Below are 17,912 nucleotides of genomic sequence, written 5' to 3' on the forward strand. Positions count from 1 at the left end.
TCTTTGCGGCAGCGATGTGGCTGTTCCGGGATCAATTGAGGACAATGATGAAGTCTTGCGGCACCCCCTGAGTTCGGATGCCAGAAATCAGACGTTCGGAGAACGGATAACCATCTGAGCACTGGCAAAAATTAACAACGATTCTGATGACAGATAGACACAATAAATGTGGCGGAAAAGTGGCGCTTTCGCCTTAATTCGGTCGATCTTTACAATCGTATGGCGGAAATCAGGCGGCCGTAATCCGCCTCGCCGGCGTGGGTCGCGCGCCGGTAGGAATAGAACTTGTCGGGATCCGAATAGGTGCAATGCCGCGTCCATTCTGCCTGCCCGACGCCGGCCTGACGCAGCTTGTGAAGGCCAAAGGCCGGCAGGTCGAAATGCATCCGGTCGCCTTGCCCATTTGCAAAGAAACGCGCGTTGTCCTGGCTTTCCAAAAGGAAGTCTTCCAGAAACTCCGGGCCAACCTCGTAGGCGCGCTGCGAGATCGTCGGGCCGATGACGGCGATGATGTTTTTGCGGTGCGCACCCAGCGCCTCCATGGCGTCCAGCGTCGCCTCAAGGACACCGTCCAGAGCACCGCGCCATCCCGCATGTGCCGCCCCGATCACTTTAGCTTGAGGATCCGCAAACAGTACCGGCTGGCAGTCTGCCGTCAGGATCGTCAGCGCGAGGCCCGGCGTTGCGGTAACGATTGCATCGGCCCTTGGCTTCTCGCCTGCAATCGGCTTGTCGACGGTGATCACGTGTGGGGAATGTACCTGATGCACGCCGACCAATGCATCCAGTTTGACGCCCATGGCCTCGGCCACTCTGCTTCGGTTCAGCGCGACCGCCTCGCTCAGGTCGGACGAGCCCGTGCCACAATTCAGCCCGCTGAAGATACCGGACGAGGCGCCGCCCTTGCGACTGAAGAACCCGTGTCGAATCAGTGACAGCAAATCCGAGGTCAGAATTTCCAGAGTCATGTCCCAAGTCCCGATGGTGGCATCGCAGTTTTCGGGTAGAGGCCCAGCACCTTGAACAGGTTTCCCATTTCCTCCGGGTGCGTCAACCGCCGATGTGCCCGAACCAGCGTTTCCAGATTTGATCCGGTCAACGCGCTGGCCAGAGACTGTGCGCGTTGGGTGATGCCCAGACGCTCAAGAAACACACCCTGAGGCGTCAGCCGCGTATGGGCGCAGCCCGTCGCGCCCGCCGCCAATGCCAGCGTTTCGAAATCCACATGTGCAGTCAGGTCGGCCTGACCCGGTGTGGCGAGCGGGTCGACGTATTCGTGCCCCTTGACGGCCTGCAACGTGTCGCCCAGCGAACGCCAGTCGCCATAGTCGATGACGAGAGCCATACCACCGTGGCTACGGATGATGCGGGCCGTTTCGGTCACGATGGGAACCGCCGCCGCGCACAACTCGACCAGATCACCGTCCCGTGTATCCTCGAGGCGCGTCGCCAAGGCCGCTTGCGTCGCCCTCGGGCCAAGGCCGAATGCCAGCTGATCGCCCTGCAGGCCCACAAGACGTTCGCACCAGCCGTCGCCGTCGCGCAGAAACTGGCGGATGGGCAAAGCGTCGAAAAATTCATTGGCCACAAGAAATAGCGGAAGCTCTGGGAGATCGCCCACCGAAACGATCCAGTTCGGTGCGTGCGCATCCAGGGCCTCGGCCTGAAGTCCGCGCAGAACGGGCGAGGCTTCGAGCAATACCACCTGCGCGGCGTCGTGAAACCCGGGCACGCCCCGGGTGGCCCGCAGAATATCGGCCATGAGTGTTCCACGCCCCGGGCCCAGCTCGGCGAGCGCAAACCGGTCGGGTCTGCCTTGATCAATCCAGCCCTGCGCGAGACAAAGACCAATCAATTCGCCGAACATCTGGCTGATTTCCGGAGCGGTGACAAAGTCTCCATGCGCGCCCAACGGGTCGCGGGTGGTGTAGTAGCCGTGCGTTGGATGCAGAAGGCATTCGGCCATGTAGTCCGCCACGCTCATCGGCCCGTCTTGCCGGATGCGGTCGGTCAGATGGCCAAGCAGGCTCATGCCGCCCGCCGTGCCCGTAGGGCGAACCACAAGCCGACTGCGATCATCGGTACAGATAGGATCTGGCCCATCGTCAGGCCGTAGCCGCCCACATGCCACGCAAGTCCCAGCGGGTTTCCGACCGAGACGAATTGCGCGTCGGGTTGACGAAAGAACTCGACGATGAAGCGCGAAGCGCCATAGCCCGCCAGAAATACGCCCATGATGCGGCCGGGCCAATGAAATGCGCCGCGCCTATACACCAGCCACAACAAAAGCAGGCCCAACAGCACGCCTTCCAGTGCAGCCTCGTACAACTGCGACGGGTGGCGGGCGCAAAGTCCGGCAGCGACATTTGCGCAATCCTGAGCTGCCGCGCCGGGAAAGATCACCGCCCAGGGCAGTTCGCTGGGTCGGCCCCACAGCTCGGCATTGACGAAATTGGCCAAACGGCCAAGCAACAGGCCGGGGGGGACCGTATGGGCGATCAGGTCGGCCAGCGAAAGCAAGGGGGCCGAATGGCGTCGCGCGAAGACCAGCGATGCGATCACCACACCCAGAAGGCCGCCGTGAAAGGACATGCCACCCTGCCAGACCTTAAGGATCTCAAGCGGGTGGGACAGGTAGTATTCGGGTTGATAGAACAGAACAAAGCCCAATCGCCCGCCGATGATGACCCCAAGGATGATCCAGGTGATCAGGTCCTCTAACTGGTCCGGTCTCAGGGGCGGGGATTGATCCGGCCACAAAGCGGGACGGCGCACCGCCATCACCGCCATGCGCCACGCGATCAGGATGCCCGCGATATAGGCCAGCGCATACCACCGCAGCGCGAACTCGATCCCGAAGGCGGAAATCGAGAACAGCTCGGGTGACAGATCGGGGAAATTCAAAACAGCTTGCATGTGCGTCTCATTGCCCGGGGTTGGCTGACCAAGTCAACCTTGAGACTGGGCTCTCTATCCCCCATATAGAAGGCATTCGCGATTCCGGAGTAGACACATGCAAACCCGCAACAAGTTTCTGGACGATATGTCCCAGTTGATGACCAACGCAATGGGCGTGGCGCAGGGTGCGCGGGAAGAGGCTGAAACGGCGATGAAGTCCTTGGTCGACCGCTGGCTGGCGGATCGCGACTTTGTCACGCGTGAAGAGTTCGATGCCGTCCGAGCTATGGCCCAGAAAGCGCGCGAAGAAAACGCGGCGCTGGAAGCGCGGATCGCCGCGCTTGAAGCGAAGCTGGACAAATAAGCCCAGCCGCAGATCGGCATTTCAGAATTTTTGGCAAGACCCTACACCGCTCAACCCGCGCTGGGTTTTGCAGTGTGGGGAGTCTTGCCGCATTGCAAAAATAAATCAAGGCAAAGCTGCAGGGTGCGCCAATATTTTGGTGGCCGTTGCCAGCTGTCCACAACTTATTGCTGTTATCCCCAAGAATGGGGGTTGCCAGAGTCCCAGCCACAGCGCACCATATTTAGTACAGGCCTATGGGGGAAGCCCGGCTTGTAGAGCAGGCAACTAGCGCTGGGGCGCTGCCAGCCCCGAAATGCTAGGTATTAAGTGAGGTGGCACCATGGCACTTTCCGAGCAGTATTTCGAAGAAGACATTCATCCGATTGATATTGTCGAACATCTGGCTGAACACCACGATTGGGATTTCGACCGGATCGGAGACGACCAGATCGCCATGGCGGTCGAAGGACAGTGGCGCACCTACTCGATCACGCTGGCCTGGTCCAACTATGACGAGACTCTGCGGATGGTCTGCTCGTTCGAGATGGAGCCGCCCGAGGGCCGGGTTTCTGATCTCTATGAACTGCTGAACCGCATGAACGACCAATGCTGGGCCGGCGCCTTCACCTACTGGGGCAATCAGAAGCTGATGGTCTACCGCTACGGCCTGGTGCTCAGCGGCGGGCAATCGGCCAGCCCCGAACAGATCGACACGATGATCACCGCCGCGGTCCTGAGCGCCGAGCGTTACTATCCTGCGATCCAGTTGGTAACCTGGGGCAACCGTACGCCCGAGGATGCGATGCAAGTCGCCATTGCAGAGGCTTACGGCCGCGCGTAAAGCTTTGCCCCAAACCGCAAAAGCAGGGGAGGGGCAATCATGGACATGTCACGCGTTGCGGATCAGGGGCTGGTGCTTCTGGGATGCGGAAAGATGGGGTCGGCCATGTTGGCCGGCTGGCTGGAACATGGCCTGCCAGCCGCATCAGTATGGGTCATCGACCCCAACCCTTCCGACTGGCTCAGGGCGCAAGGGGTCAATATCAACACCCCACTTCCTGAAAAACCTGCCGTCGTGTTGGTTGCCGTCAAACCTCAGATGATGGGCGAGGCATTGCCGGCAATTCAGGCGTTGGGGGGCGGCGGAACCCTGTTCATCTCGGTCGCCGCCGGAACTTCCATCGCCACGTTCGAGCGTGTTCTGGGTGCTGGTACTCCGATCATTCGGGCCATGCCGAACACGCCTGCGGCGATCCGGCAGGGCATCACCGCGCTGATTGGAAATGCCAGCACGTCGGGCTCTGACATGACCCTGGCCGAAGATCTGCTTTCGGCCATCGGTGATACCGTGCGCCTGCAGGATGAGGCGCAGATGGACGCGGTCACCGGTCTCAGCGGCTCGGGCCCGGCCTATGTCTTTCATTTGATTGAGACGCTGGCCGCCGCTGGTGAGGCGCAAGGCCTTCCGCATGATTTGGCCATGCGCTTGGCCAAGGCGACCGTCGCCGGGGCAGGGGCTCTGGCCATGGCGTCCGAGGAAGATCCTTCGCAATTGCGCATCAATGTCACGTCACCCAACGGCACGACGCAGGCAGCACTGGAAGTCCTGATGCATGAACAGGATGGGTTTCCAAACCTGTTGCACCGTGCCGTAAAGGCGGCAACCGATCGATCCAAGGAGCTGTCCGGTGAGTGAAATTTCCTTCGACGACTTCCTCAAGGTCGACATTCGCGTAGGAGAGGTCATCCGGGCCGAACCCTATCCCGAGGCCCGCAAGCCCGCGATCAAAATGTGGATCGACTTCGGCGACGAGATCGGCGAGCGCAAGACCTCGGCGCAGGTTACCGCGCATTACACGCCCGAATCCCTTGTCGGCAAACATGTGCTGGCCGTGGTCAATTTCCCGCCGCGTCAGATCGGGCGGTTCATGTCCGAGGTTCTTGTTCTGGGTCTGCCGGACGAATCGGGCGAGATTGTTTTGATCGGTCCTGATGGCAAAGTTCCCGTGGGCGGGCGGATGCACTGATGAAGCTGTTGATCACCCGACCGATGACCCCCGCGGTCACGGCCCGCGCGCGGGATGAGTTCGACGTCGATATCCGAGATAGCAACGCACCGCTCAGCATTGATGAGATGGCGCGCGCATTGCGGGACTACGACGTGGTCGTTCCGACTTTGGGTGATGTCTTTTCGGCCGATGTCTTTGAAATGGTCACGGCTCCGCGGTGCAAACTGCTGGCCAATTTTGGGGTGGGTTTCAATCACATTGATGTGGCGGCAGCGCAGGCTGCTGGTGTTCGCGTGACCAACACACCGGGGGCGGTCACGGATGCAACGGCGGACATTGCCATGACTCTGCTGCTGGCAACGGCCCGCCGCGCGGGCGAGGGTGAACGGCTGGTCCGGTCCGGCAATTGGCAGGGCTGGCACCCGACCCAAATGCTGGGACAGCACGTCACCGGAAAATGGGTCGGAATCATCGGAATGGGACGGATCGGGCAAGCCATTGCCCGGCGCTGTCATTTCGGATTCGGGATGCAGGTCAGTTATCAATCCCGCACGCCCAAGGATCTGGATTTCCCTGCCGAGTTCGTTCCCGATTTGGCGGCCCTGGCTGCTGTGGCCGATTTTCTGGTCGTCGCCGTCCCCGGTGGTGTTGACACCTTCCACCTCATAGACGCTTCGGTTCTTTCAGCTATGCGGCCGTCGGCCATTCTGGTCAACATCGCTCGCGGAGAAGTCGTGGACGAAGCTGCACTGATCCATGCGCTGAATAACGGCCAGATCGCCGGGGCCGGGCTGGATGTCTACGAGTTTGAACCCGCCGTGCCGCAGGCGCTGCGCGAGATGGAGAATGTCACCCTGCTGCCGCATCTGGGCACTGCGACCGAGCAAGTGCGCACGGATATGGGGCACATGGCATTGGACAATGTGGCGGCTTTTGTCGCCGGGCGACCGCTGCCAAATCTGGTCTAACTGCCCACTGCCTCGCGCCAGTGTTTCCGGCAGAGTGAAACATAGGTCTCGTTTCCGCCGATCTGCACCTGCGCGCCTTGGGTGATGGTTTTGCCGTTTTCGTCCTGACGGATCACCATCGTGGCCTTTCGCCCGCATCTGCAGATGGTGCGGACCTCGCGCATTTCATCGGCCAGGGCCAGCAGAGCCGCTGATCCTGGGAACAGCTTGCCCTGAAAATCCACCCGCAACCCGTAGGCCAGAACCGGTACTTTCAGGTCATCCACCGCACGAGCCAATTGCCAGACCTGTTCTTCGGTCAGGAACTGCGCCTCGTCCACAAAAACACAGGCCACTTTCCCCTGATCAAGACGGTCTTGGATCATCGCGAACACATTGTCGTTGGGATTGAACGTATCGGCCTGTTCCGAGATTCCGATCCGCGATGCGATGCGCCCCTGGCCCGCGCGCCCGTCAATGGCTGCGGTCATCAGATAGGTGTCCATGCCCCGCTCGCGATAGTTGTGCGACGCCTGAAGCAGCACCGTGGACTTGCCTGCGTTCATGGTTGAGTAGTTAAAGTACAGCTTGGCCATGGGCTGGGTCTAATCGGCTCACGCTGCGCGAGCAAGTCGTCAATGTCCTGAAAAAAATCGACGCCGCCATTGCAGTCGCAGAGGCCGAGCAGATGCTCTTGGGGATGGATAACCCCGCTTCCGCAACAGCGACACCGCCGGCCACGAAATGGCCGAAACAGCGCAGGGCCTGAAATACTGCCCCGCAAACACTCTTTACCGGCATTAACTGCCGCCACTCACTCACAAAACCCCCGCATATCTGAGGGATAGCCAACATATGACATTTCAATTATGACTCGAGTATGGGAAATTTCCCCTCCCTTTCCCCGGTGCGGACAGCCGGGCAAGAGGGCGCAGCGAACAAAGGTACAAAAATGGCAGATATCGGGGCCTATCTGAAAAAGCACACCGAAGCTTTGGTCAAGGACGTGGGGATCGAGGCAGCATGCGAGATAACAGGGAAATCCAAGGCCACATTGGGCCGGTATTACTCCGACAATCCCGAGCACAGCGACCGGTTCATGCCGGTGGATGCGGTCGCACGTCTCGAAAACGCGGCCAGCTACCCGCATGTGACCTCGGCCCTGGCGGACCTGAAGAACATCACCTTGTCCTATGATGAGCGCAATTCGACCCGTACGCGCACCGGGGGCGTCAATTCGGACGTGATCGCACTGAGCCAGCGGTTTGCGATGCTGATGACCGAATACCAGGCCGCGATCGAGGATGGCATCATTACCGTCAACGAAGCCAAGCGTCTGCTGAAAGAAACTTCGTTGCTGCAACAGGTTCTGATCGAGATGAAATTGCACCTCGAAGAGGAAAGCGTCAGCTGACCTAGTTTCCGGAAAGCCGCCATGGGGCGGTGAAAAAGGCGATGTGAGCATCGCCTTCTTCAAGCTGAGCTGAAGTAGCTCTTAGCTTTTGTCAGTTTTCGTCGTTGTTGGCATTGTTTCCGCGTCCGGGGCTTGAGCCTTCGGGCCCATTTCCGCCCCCGTTGTTGCCCTTGCCGCCGCCTTTCCCGTCACCGTGTTTGCCTTTGCCGCCGCCGTGACCGCCACCCTTGCCGGGCTTGCCGTCACCATGGCCGGGCTTGCCGCCGCCCTTGCCGGGCTTGCCACCGCCATCGCCAGGCTTGCCGCCGCCGTTGCCGGGATCATCATTCCCGCCGCCGTTGCCCGGATCGTCGGATCCGCCATCACCGGGGTCATCGTTCCCCCCGCCATTGCCGGGGCCGCTGTTTCCGCCGCCCGACCCGGATCCGCCGCCGGCGGATGGGCCGGTGCTGGATGCGGGTTGAAACCCGCTGGGGTCGTTTTCGCGGCCGTCAAAGCTGTTGGCGTTGGAAATCGATCCGGTCGGCAAATCGCTCAGCAGATTGGCCAGCCCCGGACATTGCTGCGAGGTATTGGCAAGAACCGACCCGAAATCTGCCCGTTGTTGCAGATGCGAGAGGAAACTGGGCGTAACCTGCGAACAGCCGCAAAGGGCCGCATAGTCACCATTGTTGGCTGCAATCCGTGCTGTGTTGGCGTTGCAAACCTGGGGCTCGGCCATGGCCGCGCTGGCTGCAGCAACCCCCAAAAACGGGGCGACAACCCAGGCCGCCATTCCTGACTTAGAACTCTTGAACATGGCGCACCTTTCTTAACCTAGCGTCACCTGACATGCGGAATTGCATGGCCTTCCAGATGGAGGCCGCGGGTTAAGTTGCGCTGTATCAATTCTGAAGAAGTTTTTAGGAATACAAAAACAGTCCGCCTGCGCGGGCGAAATATTCGAGGTTATCGCTTGTTGCGCCGGACGTGGACCGGCGGCGCCGGCGTGTCAGGCGTGGCGTTTGACGATGACGGACCCCACCGAATATCCTGCACCGAACGAGCAGATCAGGCCGACATCGCCATCCTGAAGATCGTCTGAATATTTGGAAAAGGCGATGATCGACCCGGCGGACGATGTATTGGCATAGTCCTGCAGGATGTTGGGCTGTTCGCCCGGCTCCGGCTCTCGGCCCAAGACCTTTTTGCCGATGAAATCATTCATCGTCTTGTTGGCCTGGTGCAGCCACAGCCGCTTGAGATCGCCGCTTTCGATCCCTTCGGAATCCATGTGGTCGCTGATGTGTTTGCTGACCATCGGCAGCACTTCCTTGAACACCTTGCGGCCGTTCTGCATGAACTGCATGTCGCGGCGGTCCTTCAATCCGTCGGGCCGGGTGCGCCGCAGAAAACCGTTGTTGTTGCGGATGTTGTTCGAATACTCGGTTGCGCAGCGGGTCGACAGGATTTCGAAATGCGGGCCCTTTGCATCCTCGATCCGCTCGATCAGCGTGGCGGTGGCCACGTCACCGAAGATAAAGTGGCAATCCCGGTCGCGCCATTCCAGGTGTCCCGAGCAGATCTCGGGGTTGACCACCAGCGCCGCCCGTACGGACCCCGACCGGATCATGTCGGCCGCGGCCTGAATGCCGAACGTCGCCGAAGAACAGGCCACGTTCATATCGAACCCAAAACCAGCGATGCCCAACGCGTTCTGGATTTCGACCGCAATGGCGGGATAGGCGCGTTCATGGTTCGACGCGGCACAGATCACCAGATCGACATCCGCCGCCGTCCGCCCGGCCTGCGCCAGCGCCTTGTTGCAGGCGTCCAGCGCCATTTCGGTCATGATGCCCGGCTCGTCATCGCTGCGCTGGCGCAGCAGGGGATGCATCACGTCCGGGTCCAGCACGCCGGTCTTGTCCATGACGTAGCGGTTCTCGATGCCCGAGGCCTTGACGATGAACTCTTCCGAGGAGTGCTGCATCGGCTCCATCTCGCCCGCGGCGATGGCATCGGCGTTGGCAGCATTCATCTTGTCGGCATAGGCGTTGAAGGCTTTGACCAGCTCGGCATTGGTGATGACGTTTTCGGGCGTGAAAACCCCGGTACCGGTGATTGCGGGCGTGTACATGTCGGGTCCTGAATGTTTCGGATTCGCCCAAAATGCAGTCACAGCGCCCCCAGATCAAGAGATGTTGACCCAAGGGAACGGCATAGGTTTGCGCAAATTCAACTTCACATCTTGAATAGTTCGGAATCCGAAGTATATCACCGCTCGACTCGTGCGGAGAGCATCCATGACCAAAGACATCAGTGAACGGCTGGCCCGACTGACCCCTGAGATCCAGGCGATGATGGGCGTCTATGCGCTGTACTGGAAACTGGAAGAGAGTTTCGGCTGCATCGATACCGATCTCAGCCATCAGGAATGCCATATGTTGATCAAGTTGGATCAGCCCAAGCGGATGGGAGTGTTGGCGGCCGACATGCTGACCGTGCCGTCGACGATTACAGCCACCGCCGATGCGCTTGAGGCGGCCGGTTATCTGACCCGCCAACAGGACCCCGATGATCGCCGTGCGTGGTTGCTGGTGTTGACCGACAAAGGTGCCGAGGCCCGCAACATGCTGGTCACCACCGCCGGTGAGCTGTTTCACCGTGCCTCTGGGTTGGATGACGAGGAAACTGCTCAATTTGCCCGGCTTGCCCGCAAGATCCGGGACAACATTCTGAAAACGGGAATACCCGAGGGATTGACGAAATGAAGCTGCTGACTTCGCTGGGCCTTGCCCTTGCCGTACTGGCCGCACCGCTTGCGGCGCAAGACGACACCAAGCCTGTAAAACTTATGGTGGTGCATGAGACCGCTCCCGGATTCTCACGCCAGTTCTTCGGGCGCGTGGCCGCGCGGCAGACTGTCGATCTGGCGTTTCAGGTCGCCGGACAGATCGTGGAACTGCCCGTCAACGAAGGGTTCCAGGTGCCCAAGGGCAGCCTGATTGCAAAGCTGGACCAAGAGCCGTTCGAACTGGCACTGGAACGTGCGCGTCTTCAGAAGGATCAGGCTGACCGCACCGTGGCCCGCCTGTCGCGCCTGCGGGGGACGACTGCAAGCCAGGTCGCTGTCGATGACGCTGAAACCGCCGCCCAACTGGCTGCAATCGCGGTGCGTGACGCCGAGTACAACCTCGAGCACACGACTCTGACCGCGCCGTTCGATGCGCTGGTATCGCGGCGTGAGGTCGAAAACTTCACCACCGTGGCCGCCGGAACGCCGATCGTCCGGATCCACGATCTGTCCGAATTGAGGATCGAGGTCGATGTGCCCGAAATCCTGTTCCAGAGGACCAGCCAGGAAGATGGCATTTCGATCACGGCAAAATTCCCCGCAAGTGACGAGGTCTTCCCGTTGGAAATCCGCGAATTCGACGCTGAAACTTCGAGCGTCGGCCAGACGTTCCGGATTCAGTTCGGCCTCACGCCGCCGGAAGACTTGCGGGTGCTGCCCGGCTCGTCGGTAACCGTCAATGTTCAGGTCGATGACAAACGCATTGGCATCATCGTTCCTCCGACCGCGATTGTCGCCGACGCCGAGGGCAATCTGGGCGTCATGGTCTTTTCGCCGGTCGGTGCGGATGTCGGCACCGTACGGCGTGTTCCCGTGACCATCGAACCAACCCAGACAGGAGACGTCCGGGTTCTGACCGGATTGTCGGACGGCGACGAAATCGTGGTGGCCGGCGGGTCCGTTCTGACCGATGGGCAGACCGTGCGCCGCTTTGCCGGCTTTGCGAACTGAAGGGGGCGATGATGAATATCGCACGCGCTTCGATCGACAGGCCGATCTATACGTGGCTGGTGATCCTGATCGCCTTGCTGGGTGGGATCTGGGGATTTTCGTCGCTCGGGCGGCTCGAAGATCCGGCCTTTACCATCAAGAACGCCGTAGTGTTGACCACGTATCCTGGTGCGACGGCTGAACAGGTGGCCGAGGAGGTCTCGGAGCCTTTGGAATCTGCCATCCAGCAGATGGGCGAGGTCGATGTCATCACCTCGGTCAACCGTCCCGGTCAATCGCTGATCGAAGTCGAGATCAAGTCCACCTACGATGGCAGCGAATTGCCGGATATCTGGACCCGACTGCGCGCCAAGGTCCGGGATGCGGCCCGTGGATTGCCGTCCGGTGTCAGCCAGCCCTATGTGAATGACGGGTTCGGTGACGTGTTCGGTCTTTTCTATGCGGTCACCGCGGAAGGGTTCAGCGACGCCGAAAAGCACGAATTGTCGACCTTCTTGCGGCGCGAGTTGCTGACCGTTGAGGGCGTTGCGGACGTTGAAGTGCAGGGTTTGCCAGACGAAGCCATTTTCATCGAGCCGGACCTGGCCATTTCGGTCAACCAGAACGTGCCGTTGCAGTCGATCAACGAAGCGATCGCCAACGCCAATTCGGTTCAGTCGTCAGGGACGCTTCGGTCAGACGACGATCGAACCACGATCCTGACGGCGGACGGATCGGACAGCGTGTCCGAGATCGCAGGGCTGTCGGTTGGCTCTCAGGGGCAAGTGATCAACCTCTTTGACATGGCCGATGTCTACCGGGCCCGCCAGACCGATCCTGACATCATGATCCGGTTCAACGGCGTCGAAGCCTTCACCCTGGGTATTGCCGGCCTATCGACGGAAAACATCGTGGAGGTCGGAAAGCGCGTCGACGCCAAGCTGGCCGAACTGGATGTGGAAATTCCCGCGGGCGTCGATGTATTGCCGATCTACCAGCAGCACGTCGTGGTCGAGCAGGCTTCGAACGATTTTCTAGTGAACCTGGCCATGTCGGTTGCCATCGTGGTGGCGGTGCTTGGAATATTCATGGGTTGGCGCGCGGCGGTCGTTGTGGGCTCGACCCTTTTGTTGACCGTTGTCGGGACCCTGCTGTTCATGGCGCTGTTTTCCATCGAGATGGAGCGCATTTCGCTGGGCGCGCTGATCATTGCGATGGGGATGCTGGTCGATAATGCAATCGTGGTGGCCGAGGGGATGCAGATCTCCATGCTCAAGGGAAAAAATTCGCGCGATGCTGCCGACGAGGCCGCGTCCAAGACCCAGATCCCCCTTCTGGGGGCCACGGTCATCGGAATCATGGCCTTTGCTGGGATTGGGCTCAGCCCGGATGCGACGGGCGAATTCCTGTTCTCATTGTTTGCGGTGATCGCGATCTCGTTGCTGCTGAGCTGGGTGCTGGCCATCACAGCAACACCGTTGTTGGGGCATTATTTCTTCAAACAGGGCAAGGACGTGGATGTCGACGCTTATAGCGGCATCCTGTTCCGAACCTACGGGGCGATCCTGCGCTGGGCATTGCGGTTCCGGTGGCTGGTGGTGGCCGGTTTGGTTGGGGTTACCGTGATCTGCTATGCCGGCTTCGCGATGGTGAAACAGCAGTTTTTTCCGGACTCCAACACGCCGCTGTTCTTCGTCCATTACAAGCTGCCGCAGGGGACTCCGATCGCGCGGACGAGTGCCGATATGCAAGTCTTCGAGGACTGGCTGGCCCAGCGGGATGATGTCGTCTCGGTCACCACCTTCGTGGGGCAGGGCGCGACGCGGTTCATGTTGACCTATTCGGCCGAGAAGCCCAACCCAAGCTATGGGCATATGATCATCCGGACCGAAACGCTCGAGGACATTCCCGTCCTGCGTGCTGATCTGGAGGCCTTTGGTGAAACCCAATTCCCCGAAGGCGAATTCCGGACCAAGCGTCTGGTGTTCGGCCCCGGCGGCGGTACCCCGATCGAGGCGCGGTTCTCGGGCAGCGATCCGGTCGTCCTGCGGCAACTGGCCGACGAGGCGGTGCGGCGCATGTCGGCTGCATCGCCAAATGCGCTAGACGTGCATCACGACTGGCGGGAAATGGAATTGGCGGTCCAGCCGATCTATGCGACCGAACGTGCGCAGACGGCCGGTGTTACCCGCGAAGACATCGCCGCCACCCTGCAATTCTCGACGGATGGCATCACCGGCGGCGTGTTCCGCGAGAGGGACCGCCTGATCCCGATTATCTTGCGTCGCCCGGCGGACGGAGAATACTCGATTGTGGATCAAGTGGTGTATTCGGACCAGTCACAGAAATTCGTGCCGATCGAGCAGATGGTGGACGGGTTCCAGTACAAAGCGCTCAATACACTGGTGCATCGGCGCGATCGCGTTCTGACCGTCACGGTGGGCGCAGACATCCCGGCTGGCCTGACCGCGGCACAGGTTCATTCCGAGATTCGCGATGCGATCGAGGACATGGAACTGCCGCTGGGCTACAAGCTGGAATGGGGCGGCGAGTTCGAGGATTCCGGCAAAGCGCAAGCCAGCCTTGGCAAACAGTTGCCGCTGAGCCTTTTGATCATGGTTCTGATCTCGGTACTGCTGTTCAACGCGATCCGGCAACCGGTCATCATCTGGCTGCTGGTGCCGATGTCGGTGAATGGCGTGGTGATCGGGCTGCTGGGCACGGGCCTGCCATTTACATTCACCGCGCTTCTCGGGCTTCTCAGCCTGTCGGGGATGCTGATCAAGAACGGTATTGTTCTGGTCGAAGAGATCGACCTTGTCCGCGCCACGGGCAAGCCTCTGCGCGACGCGATCATCGAAGCCTCGGTCTCGCGTCTACGCCCGGTCATGCTGGCAGCGATCACCACGATCCTGGGGATGGCGCCGCTGCTGACCGACGCGTTCTTCGTGTCGATGGCAGTGACGATCATGGGTGGTCTGGCTTTCGCGACGATCCTGACCATGGTCGCCGCGCCGGTGTTCTACCTGCTGTTCTTCACTCGGGAAGAACAGCGCAGGCTGGCGGCCCAGACTGCATGATCCCCAAAAAAAGCCCCGGCGAAAGGCCGGGGCTTTTTGCTTGTCCGCTGCGGGCTTCAACCCTGTAGCGATTTGACCTCCACATCCCCTTCAGCCTGCGCCTTGATGGCCAGCGCGGCGGCATGGCTGGCCGCGGCCGTGGTGTAGTAGGGGATCTTGTCATACAGCGCGATCGAGCGGATGGCCTTGCTGTCCTCAACTGCCTGCGCGCCTTCGGTGGTGTTCATGACCAACTGGACCTGACCGTCCTTCAGCATGTCCACCACATCGGGGCGGCCCTCGTAGACCTTGTTGACCACGTCACAGGGCACGCCCTTGGACTCCAGCCATGTCTGTGTTCCGCGGGTAGCCACCAGCGAGAATCCCTGCTCGACCAGAACCTGCGCAGCCTCGATCATCGCCGGACCCTTGTCGGCATCCTTGATCGAGATGAAAGCCCGTCCCTTGGACGGCAGCACCATGCCCGCGCCCATCTGCGCCTTGAGGAAGGCCCGCGGGAAATCGCGGTCCCAGCCCATGACCTCACCGGTCGAGCGCATCTCGGGACCCAAGATGGTATCGACACCGGGGAAGCGGGCAAAGGGCAGCACCGCCTCTTTCACCGAGAACCAGGGCATGTCCGGGTCGGCCAGGGTCATCTGGTCGGCGATCTTGGTGTCCTGGCCTTCCTTGTAGGGTGGGCGTTGCGGGAAGTTCGACAGCGGCTCGCCCGCCATCACCCGCGCGGCGATCGAGGCAATGGCGCTGTCGGTCGCCTTGGCCACGAAGGGCACGGTGCGGCTGGCGCGCGGGTTGACCTCGATCAGGTAGATCTCGTCATCCTTGATCGCGAACTGCACGTTCATCAGGCCCACGACGTTCAGCGCCTTGGCCAGCTTGTAGGTCTGGTCCTTGATTTCGGAGATGATCTCTTTCGACAGCGAATAGGGCGGCAGCGAACAGGCCGAGTCGCCCGAGTGCACGCCGGCCTCTTCGATATGCTGCATGATGCCGGCCACATGGACATCCTTGCCGTCGCACAGCGCGTCCACGTCCAGTTCGACCGCCCCGGCCAAGTAGCTGTCCAGCAGCACGGGGCTGTCGCCCGAGACCACCACGGCCTCGTTGATGTAGCGCTTCAGCTGATCCATGTCGCGCACGATCTCCATCGCGCGGCCGCCCAGCACGTAGGACGGGCGGATCACCAGCGGGAACCCGATCTCTTCTGCAATCTCAAGCGCTTGCGCGTCGGTCGAAGCGATGCCGTTCTTGGGTTGTTTCAGGCCCAGATCGTTGACCAGTGCCTGGAACCGTTCGCGGTCTTCGGCCAGGTCGATCGCGTCGGGCGTGGTGCCCAGGATCGGAATACCTTCGGCCTCGAGCGCATTGGCCAGCTTCAGCGGGGTCTGACCACCGAACTGAACGATCACACCGTGCAGTGTGCCGTTCTGCTGCTCGGTCCGCAGGATTTCCATGACGTGTTCAAAGGTCAGCGGCTCGAAATACAGCCGGTCCGAGGTGTCGTAGTCGGTCGACACCGTCTCGGGGTTGCAGTTGACCATGATGGTTTCATAGCCCGCGTCGGTCAGCGCGAAACAGGCGTGGCAGCAGCAATAGTCGAACTCGATCCCCTGGCCGATCCGGTTGGGGCCGCCGCCCAGAATGACGACCTTCTTGCGGTCGCTGGGGCGCGCCTCGCATTCTACCTCGCCCATCGTTGGGGCCTCGTAGGTCGAGTACATGTAGGGCGTCTGCGCCTCGAACTCGGCGGCGCAGGTGTCGATCCGCTTGAAAACGGCGGTGACGCCCAGATTGTGGCGGGCGCGGCGCACGTTGGCCTCGTCGCGGCCGGCCAGATTGCCCAGACGCGCGTCGGTAAAGCCCAGCATCTTGAGCCGGCGCAGGCCGTCCTCGGTCATCGGCAGGCCGTCCTTGCGGACGGTGCGTTCCGCTTCGATGATCTCGCGGATACGGGCCAGGAACCACGGGTCGAACTTGGTGACGGCAAAAATTTCGTCGTCGGTCAGACCGTGGCGCATCGCCTGCGCGATGGTGCGCAAACGGTCGGGTGTCTGCTTACTGATGGCCTTGATGACATGTGCCTTGTCGTCGCTGCTTTCGACCGCATCCCATGGGCCGATGCTCAGGCCCGGAATTTCAACTTCGTCAAACCCGGTCAGGCCCGATTCCATCGAAGCCAGCGCCTTTTGCATCGATTCGTGGATGGTACGACCGATGGACATGGCTTCACCCACCGATTTCATCGCGGTGGTCAGGTAAGGCTCGGATCCGGGGAATTTCTCGAAAGCGAATTTCGGGATTTTGGTGACGACATAGTCGATGGTCGGTTCGAAAGACGCAGGCGTGACCTTGGTGATGTCATTGTCCAGCTCGTCCAGCGTGTAGCCCACCGCCAGCTTGGCGGCTATCTTGGCGATCGGGAAGCCTGTCGCCTTGGACGCCAGCGCTGACGAGCGCGACACACGCGGGTTCATCTCGATCACGACCATGCGGCCGTCTGCCGGGTTGATCGCCCATTGCACGTTCGATCCGCCCGTTTCGACGCCGATCTCGCGCAGAACGGCGATCGAGCCGTTGCGCATGATCTGGTATTCCTTGTCGGTCAGCGTCAGCGCAGGGGCCACGGTGATCGAGTCACCGGTATGCACGCCCATCGGATCGACGTTCTCGATCGAGCAGACGATGATCGCGTTGTCGGCAGTGTCGCGCACCACCTCCATTTCATATTCTTTCCAGCCCAGAAGGCTTTCGTCGACGAGGATCTGGTTCACCGGCGAGGCATCCATGCCCGAGCGGCAAAAGTGGATGTAATCCTCACGGTTGTAAGCCACACCGCCGCCGGTGCCGCCCAGAGTGAAGGCCGGGCGGATGATCGCGGGCAAGCCGATGTTTTCCAACTCGTCCAGGGCCATCTGCACGCCGGCATCCAGATCGGCAGAGCCGTCGGCTTTTTTGGGGGCGGTGACGATGGTGGCCTTTGGGTTTTCAAGGCCCAGGCGGTCCATCGCTTCGCGGAACAGCTTGCGGTCCTCGGCCATCTCGATGGCCTCGCGCTTGGCCCCGATCATCTCGACGCCGAATTTTTCCAGCACGCCCATCTCCTCCAGCGCCAAGGAGGTGTTCAGGCCGGTCTGCCCGCCCATCGTAGGCAGCAGGGCGTCGGGGCGTTCCTTTTCGATGATCTTGGCGACGACCTCGGGCGTGATCGGTTCGATATAGGTGGCGTCGGCCAGTTCCGGGTCGGTCATGATCGTGGCAGGGTTCGAGTTCACCAGGATGACCCGATACCCTTCCTCGCGCAGCGCCTTGCAGGCCTGGGCGCCGGAATAGTCGAATTCGCAAGCTTGCCCAATGACAATGGGCCCCGCCCCGATGATCATGATCGACTGGATGTCGGTTCTCTTCGGCATGGCCTGGCCCCTTCGATTTTGCACGAGTCGCGGGCGCCGCCCATG

16 protein-coding genes are annotated in these 17,912 nt (G+C 60.8%); 9 read left to right on the forward strand and 7 right to left on the reverse strand.

What is annotated here, in order from left to right; all coding sequences use genetic code 11:
- Positions 1–209: 209 nt before the first annotated feature.
- From pgeF to lgt, 3 genes are read right to left on the reverse strand one after another with little or no spacing between them, the layout of a single operon-like run.
- The gene (gene pgeF, locus AC2FML_RS08445) at positions 210–968 is read right to left on the reverse strand and encodes a peptidoglycan editing factor PgeF (protein ID WP_496782767.1); all 759 of its coding nucleotides are present in this window, start codon (positions 966–968) and stop codon (positions 210–212) included.
- A complete protein-coding gene (locus AC2FML_RS08450; protein WP_496782768.1) occupies positions 965–2,032 on the reverse strand; it encodes a class I SAM-dependent methyltransferase in 1,068 nt (355 codons plus the stop codon). Before AC2FML_RS08450 ends, pgeF begins: the two co-directional genes overlap by 4 nt.
- Positions 2,029–2,916 (reverse strand): prolipoprotein diacylglyceryl transferase, encoded by an 888-nt coding sequence (gene lgt / locus AC2FML_RS08455; protein WP_093964672.1) that lies wholly within the window; start codon positions 2,914–2,916, stop codon positions 2,029–2,031. Before lgt ends, AC2FML_RS08450 begins: the two co-directional genes overlap by 4 nt.
- A gap of 97 nt (positions 2,917–3,013) precedes the next feature.
- Here lgt and AC2FML_RS08460 point away from each other — a divergent pair, with 97 nt between their 5' ends.
- The 5 genes from AC2FML_RS08460 (at position 3,014) to AC2FML_RS08480 (ending at position 6,221) form a co-directional block, all read left to right on the forward strand.
- Complete coding sequence (locus tag AC2FML_RS08460) at positions 3,014–3,262, forward strand: accessory factor UbiK family protein (protein WP_093964673.1); 249 nt, start codon at positions 3,014–3,016, stop codon at positions 3,260–3,262.
- A 322-nt stretch (positions 3,263–3,584) separates the two neighbouring features.
- Positions 3,585–4,085 (forward strand): type III secretion system chaperone family protein, encoded by a 501-nt coding sequence (locus AC2FML_RS08465; protein ID WP_170369634.1) that lies wholly within the window; start codon positions 3,585–3,587, stop codon positions 4,083–4,085.
- 39 nt (positions 4,086–4,124) lie between these two features.
- Positions 4,125–4,940 (forward strand): pyrroline-5-carboxylate reductase, encoded by an 816-nt coding sequence (gene proC / locus AC2FML_RS08470; protein ID WP_496782770.1) that lies wholly within the window; start codon positions 4,125–4,127, stop codon positions 4,938–4,940.
- The gene (locus AC2FML_RS08475) at positions 4,933–5,271 is read left to right on the forward strand and encodes a tRNA-binding protein (protein ID WP_170357149.1); all 339 of its coding nucleotides are present in this window, start codon (positions 4,933–4,935) and stop codon (positions 5,269–5,271) included. Before proC ends, AC2FML_RS08475 begins: the two co-directional genes overlap by 8 nt.
- Positions 5,271–6,221 carry a 2-hydroxyacid dehydrogenase gene (locus AC2FML_RS08480; protein WP_170440593.1) on the forward strand — a complete coding sequence of 317 codons (951 nt, stop codon included), beginning with the start codon at positions 5,271–5,273 and terminating at the stop codon, positions 6,219–6,221. The genes AC2FML_RS08475 and AC2FML_RS08480 overlap by 1 nt, the downstream gene beginning before the upstream one ends.
- Here the strand turns inward: AC2FML_RS08480 and AC2FML_RS08485 are convergent.
- Positions 6,218–6,796 (reverse strand): thymidine kinase, encoded by a 579-nt coding sequence (locus tag AC2FML_RS08485; protein ID WP_170527716.1) that lies wholly within the window; start codon positions 6,794–6,796, stop codon positions 6,218–6,220. The two genes, AC2FML_RS08480 and AC2FML_RS08485, sit on opposite strands and share 4 nt — an antisense overlap.
- 356 nt (positions 6,797–7,152) lie before the next feature.
- Here AC2FML_RS08485 and AC2FML_RS08490 point away from each other — a divergent pair, with 356 nt between their 5' ends.
- Positions 7,153–7,614 (forward strand): hypothetical protein, encoded by a 462-nt coding sequence (locus tag AC2FML_RS08490; RefSeq protein WP_170340605.1) that lies wholly within the window; start codon positions 7,153–7,155, stop codon positions 7,612–7,614.
- 91 nt (positions 7,615–7,705) lie between these two features.
- Here the strand turns inward: AC2FML_RS08490 and AC2FML_RS08495 are convergent, their stop codons facing one another.
- Together AC2FML_RS08495 and AC2FML_RS08500 are read right to left on the reverse strand one after the other, a co-directional pair.
- On the reverse strand, positions 7,706–8,413 hold the full coding sequence (locus AC2FML_RS08495) for a hypothetical protein (RefSeq protein ID WP_496782772.1): 708 nt from the start codon (positions 8,411–8,413) through the stop codon (positions 7,706–7,708).
- A gap of 192 nt (positions 8,414–8,605) precedes the next feature.
- Complete coding sequence (locus tag AC2FML_RS08500) at positions 8,606–9,730, reverse strand: beta-ketoacyl-ACP synthase III (protein WP_496782773.1); 1,125 nt, start codon at positions 9,728–9,730, stop codon at positions 8,606–8,608.
- 166 nt (positions 9,731–9,896) lie between these two features.
- On the opposite strand from AC2FML_RS08500, the gene AC2FML_RS08505 reads away from it, so the two are divergent.
- The 3 genes from AC2FML_RS08505 to AC2FML_RS08515 are packed head-to-tail and all read left to right on the forward strand — an operon-like array spanning position 9,897 to position 14,457.
- The gene (locus AC2FML_RS08505) at positions 9,897–10,364 is read left to right on the forward strand and encodes a MarR family winged helix-turn-helix transcriptional regulator (RefSeq protein ID WP_093964681.1); all 468 of its coding nucleotides are present in this window, start codon (positions 9,897–9,899) and stop codon (positions 10,362–10,364) included.
- A complete protein-coding gene (locus tag AC2FML_RS08510; protein WP_496782774.1) occupies positions 10,361–11,398 on the forward strand; it encodes an efflux RND transporter periplasmic adaptor subunit in 1,038 nt (345 codons plus the stop codon). Before AC2FML_RS08505 ends, AC2FML_RS08510 begins: the two co-directional genes overlap by 4 nt.
- 11 nt (positions 11,399–11,409) lie before the next feature.
- Positions 11,410–14,457: an efflux RND transporter permease subunit gene (locus tag AC2FML_RS08515; protein ID WP_496735314.1), complete on the forward strand. Its 3,048-nt coding sequence runs from the start codon at positions 11,410–11,412 to the stop codon at positions 14,455–14,457.
- A 56-nt stretch (positions 14,458–14,513) separates the two neighbouring features.
- Here the strand turns inward: AC2FML_RS08515 and carB are convergent, their stop codons facing one another.
- The gene (gene carB / locus AC2FML_RS08520) at positions 14,514–17,867 is read right to left on the reverse strand and encodes a carbamoyl-phosphate synthase large subunit (RefSeq protein ID WP_170340032.1); all 3,354 of its coding nucleotides are present in this window, start codon (positions 17,865–17,867) and stop codon (positions 14,514–14,516) included.
- Positions 17,868–17,912: the final 45 nt, after the last annotated feature.

The organism is Ruegeria sp. BHSC029 (genome assembly GCF_059613085.1).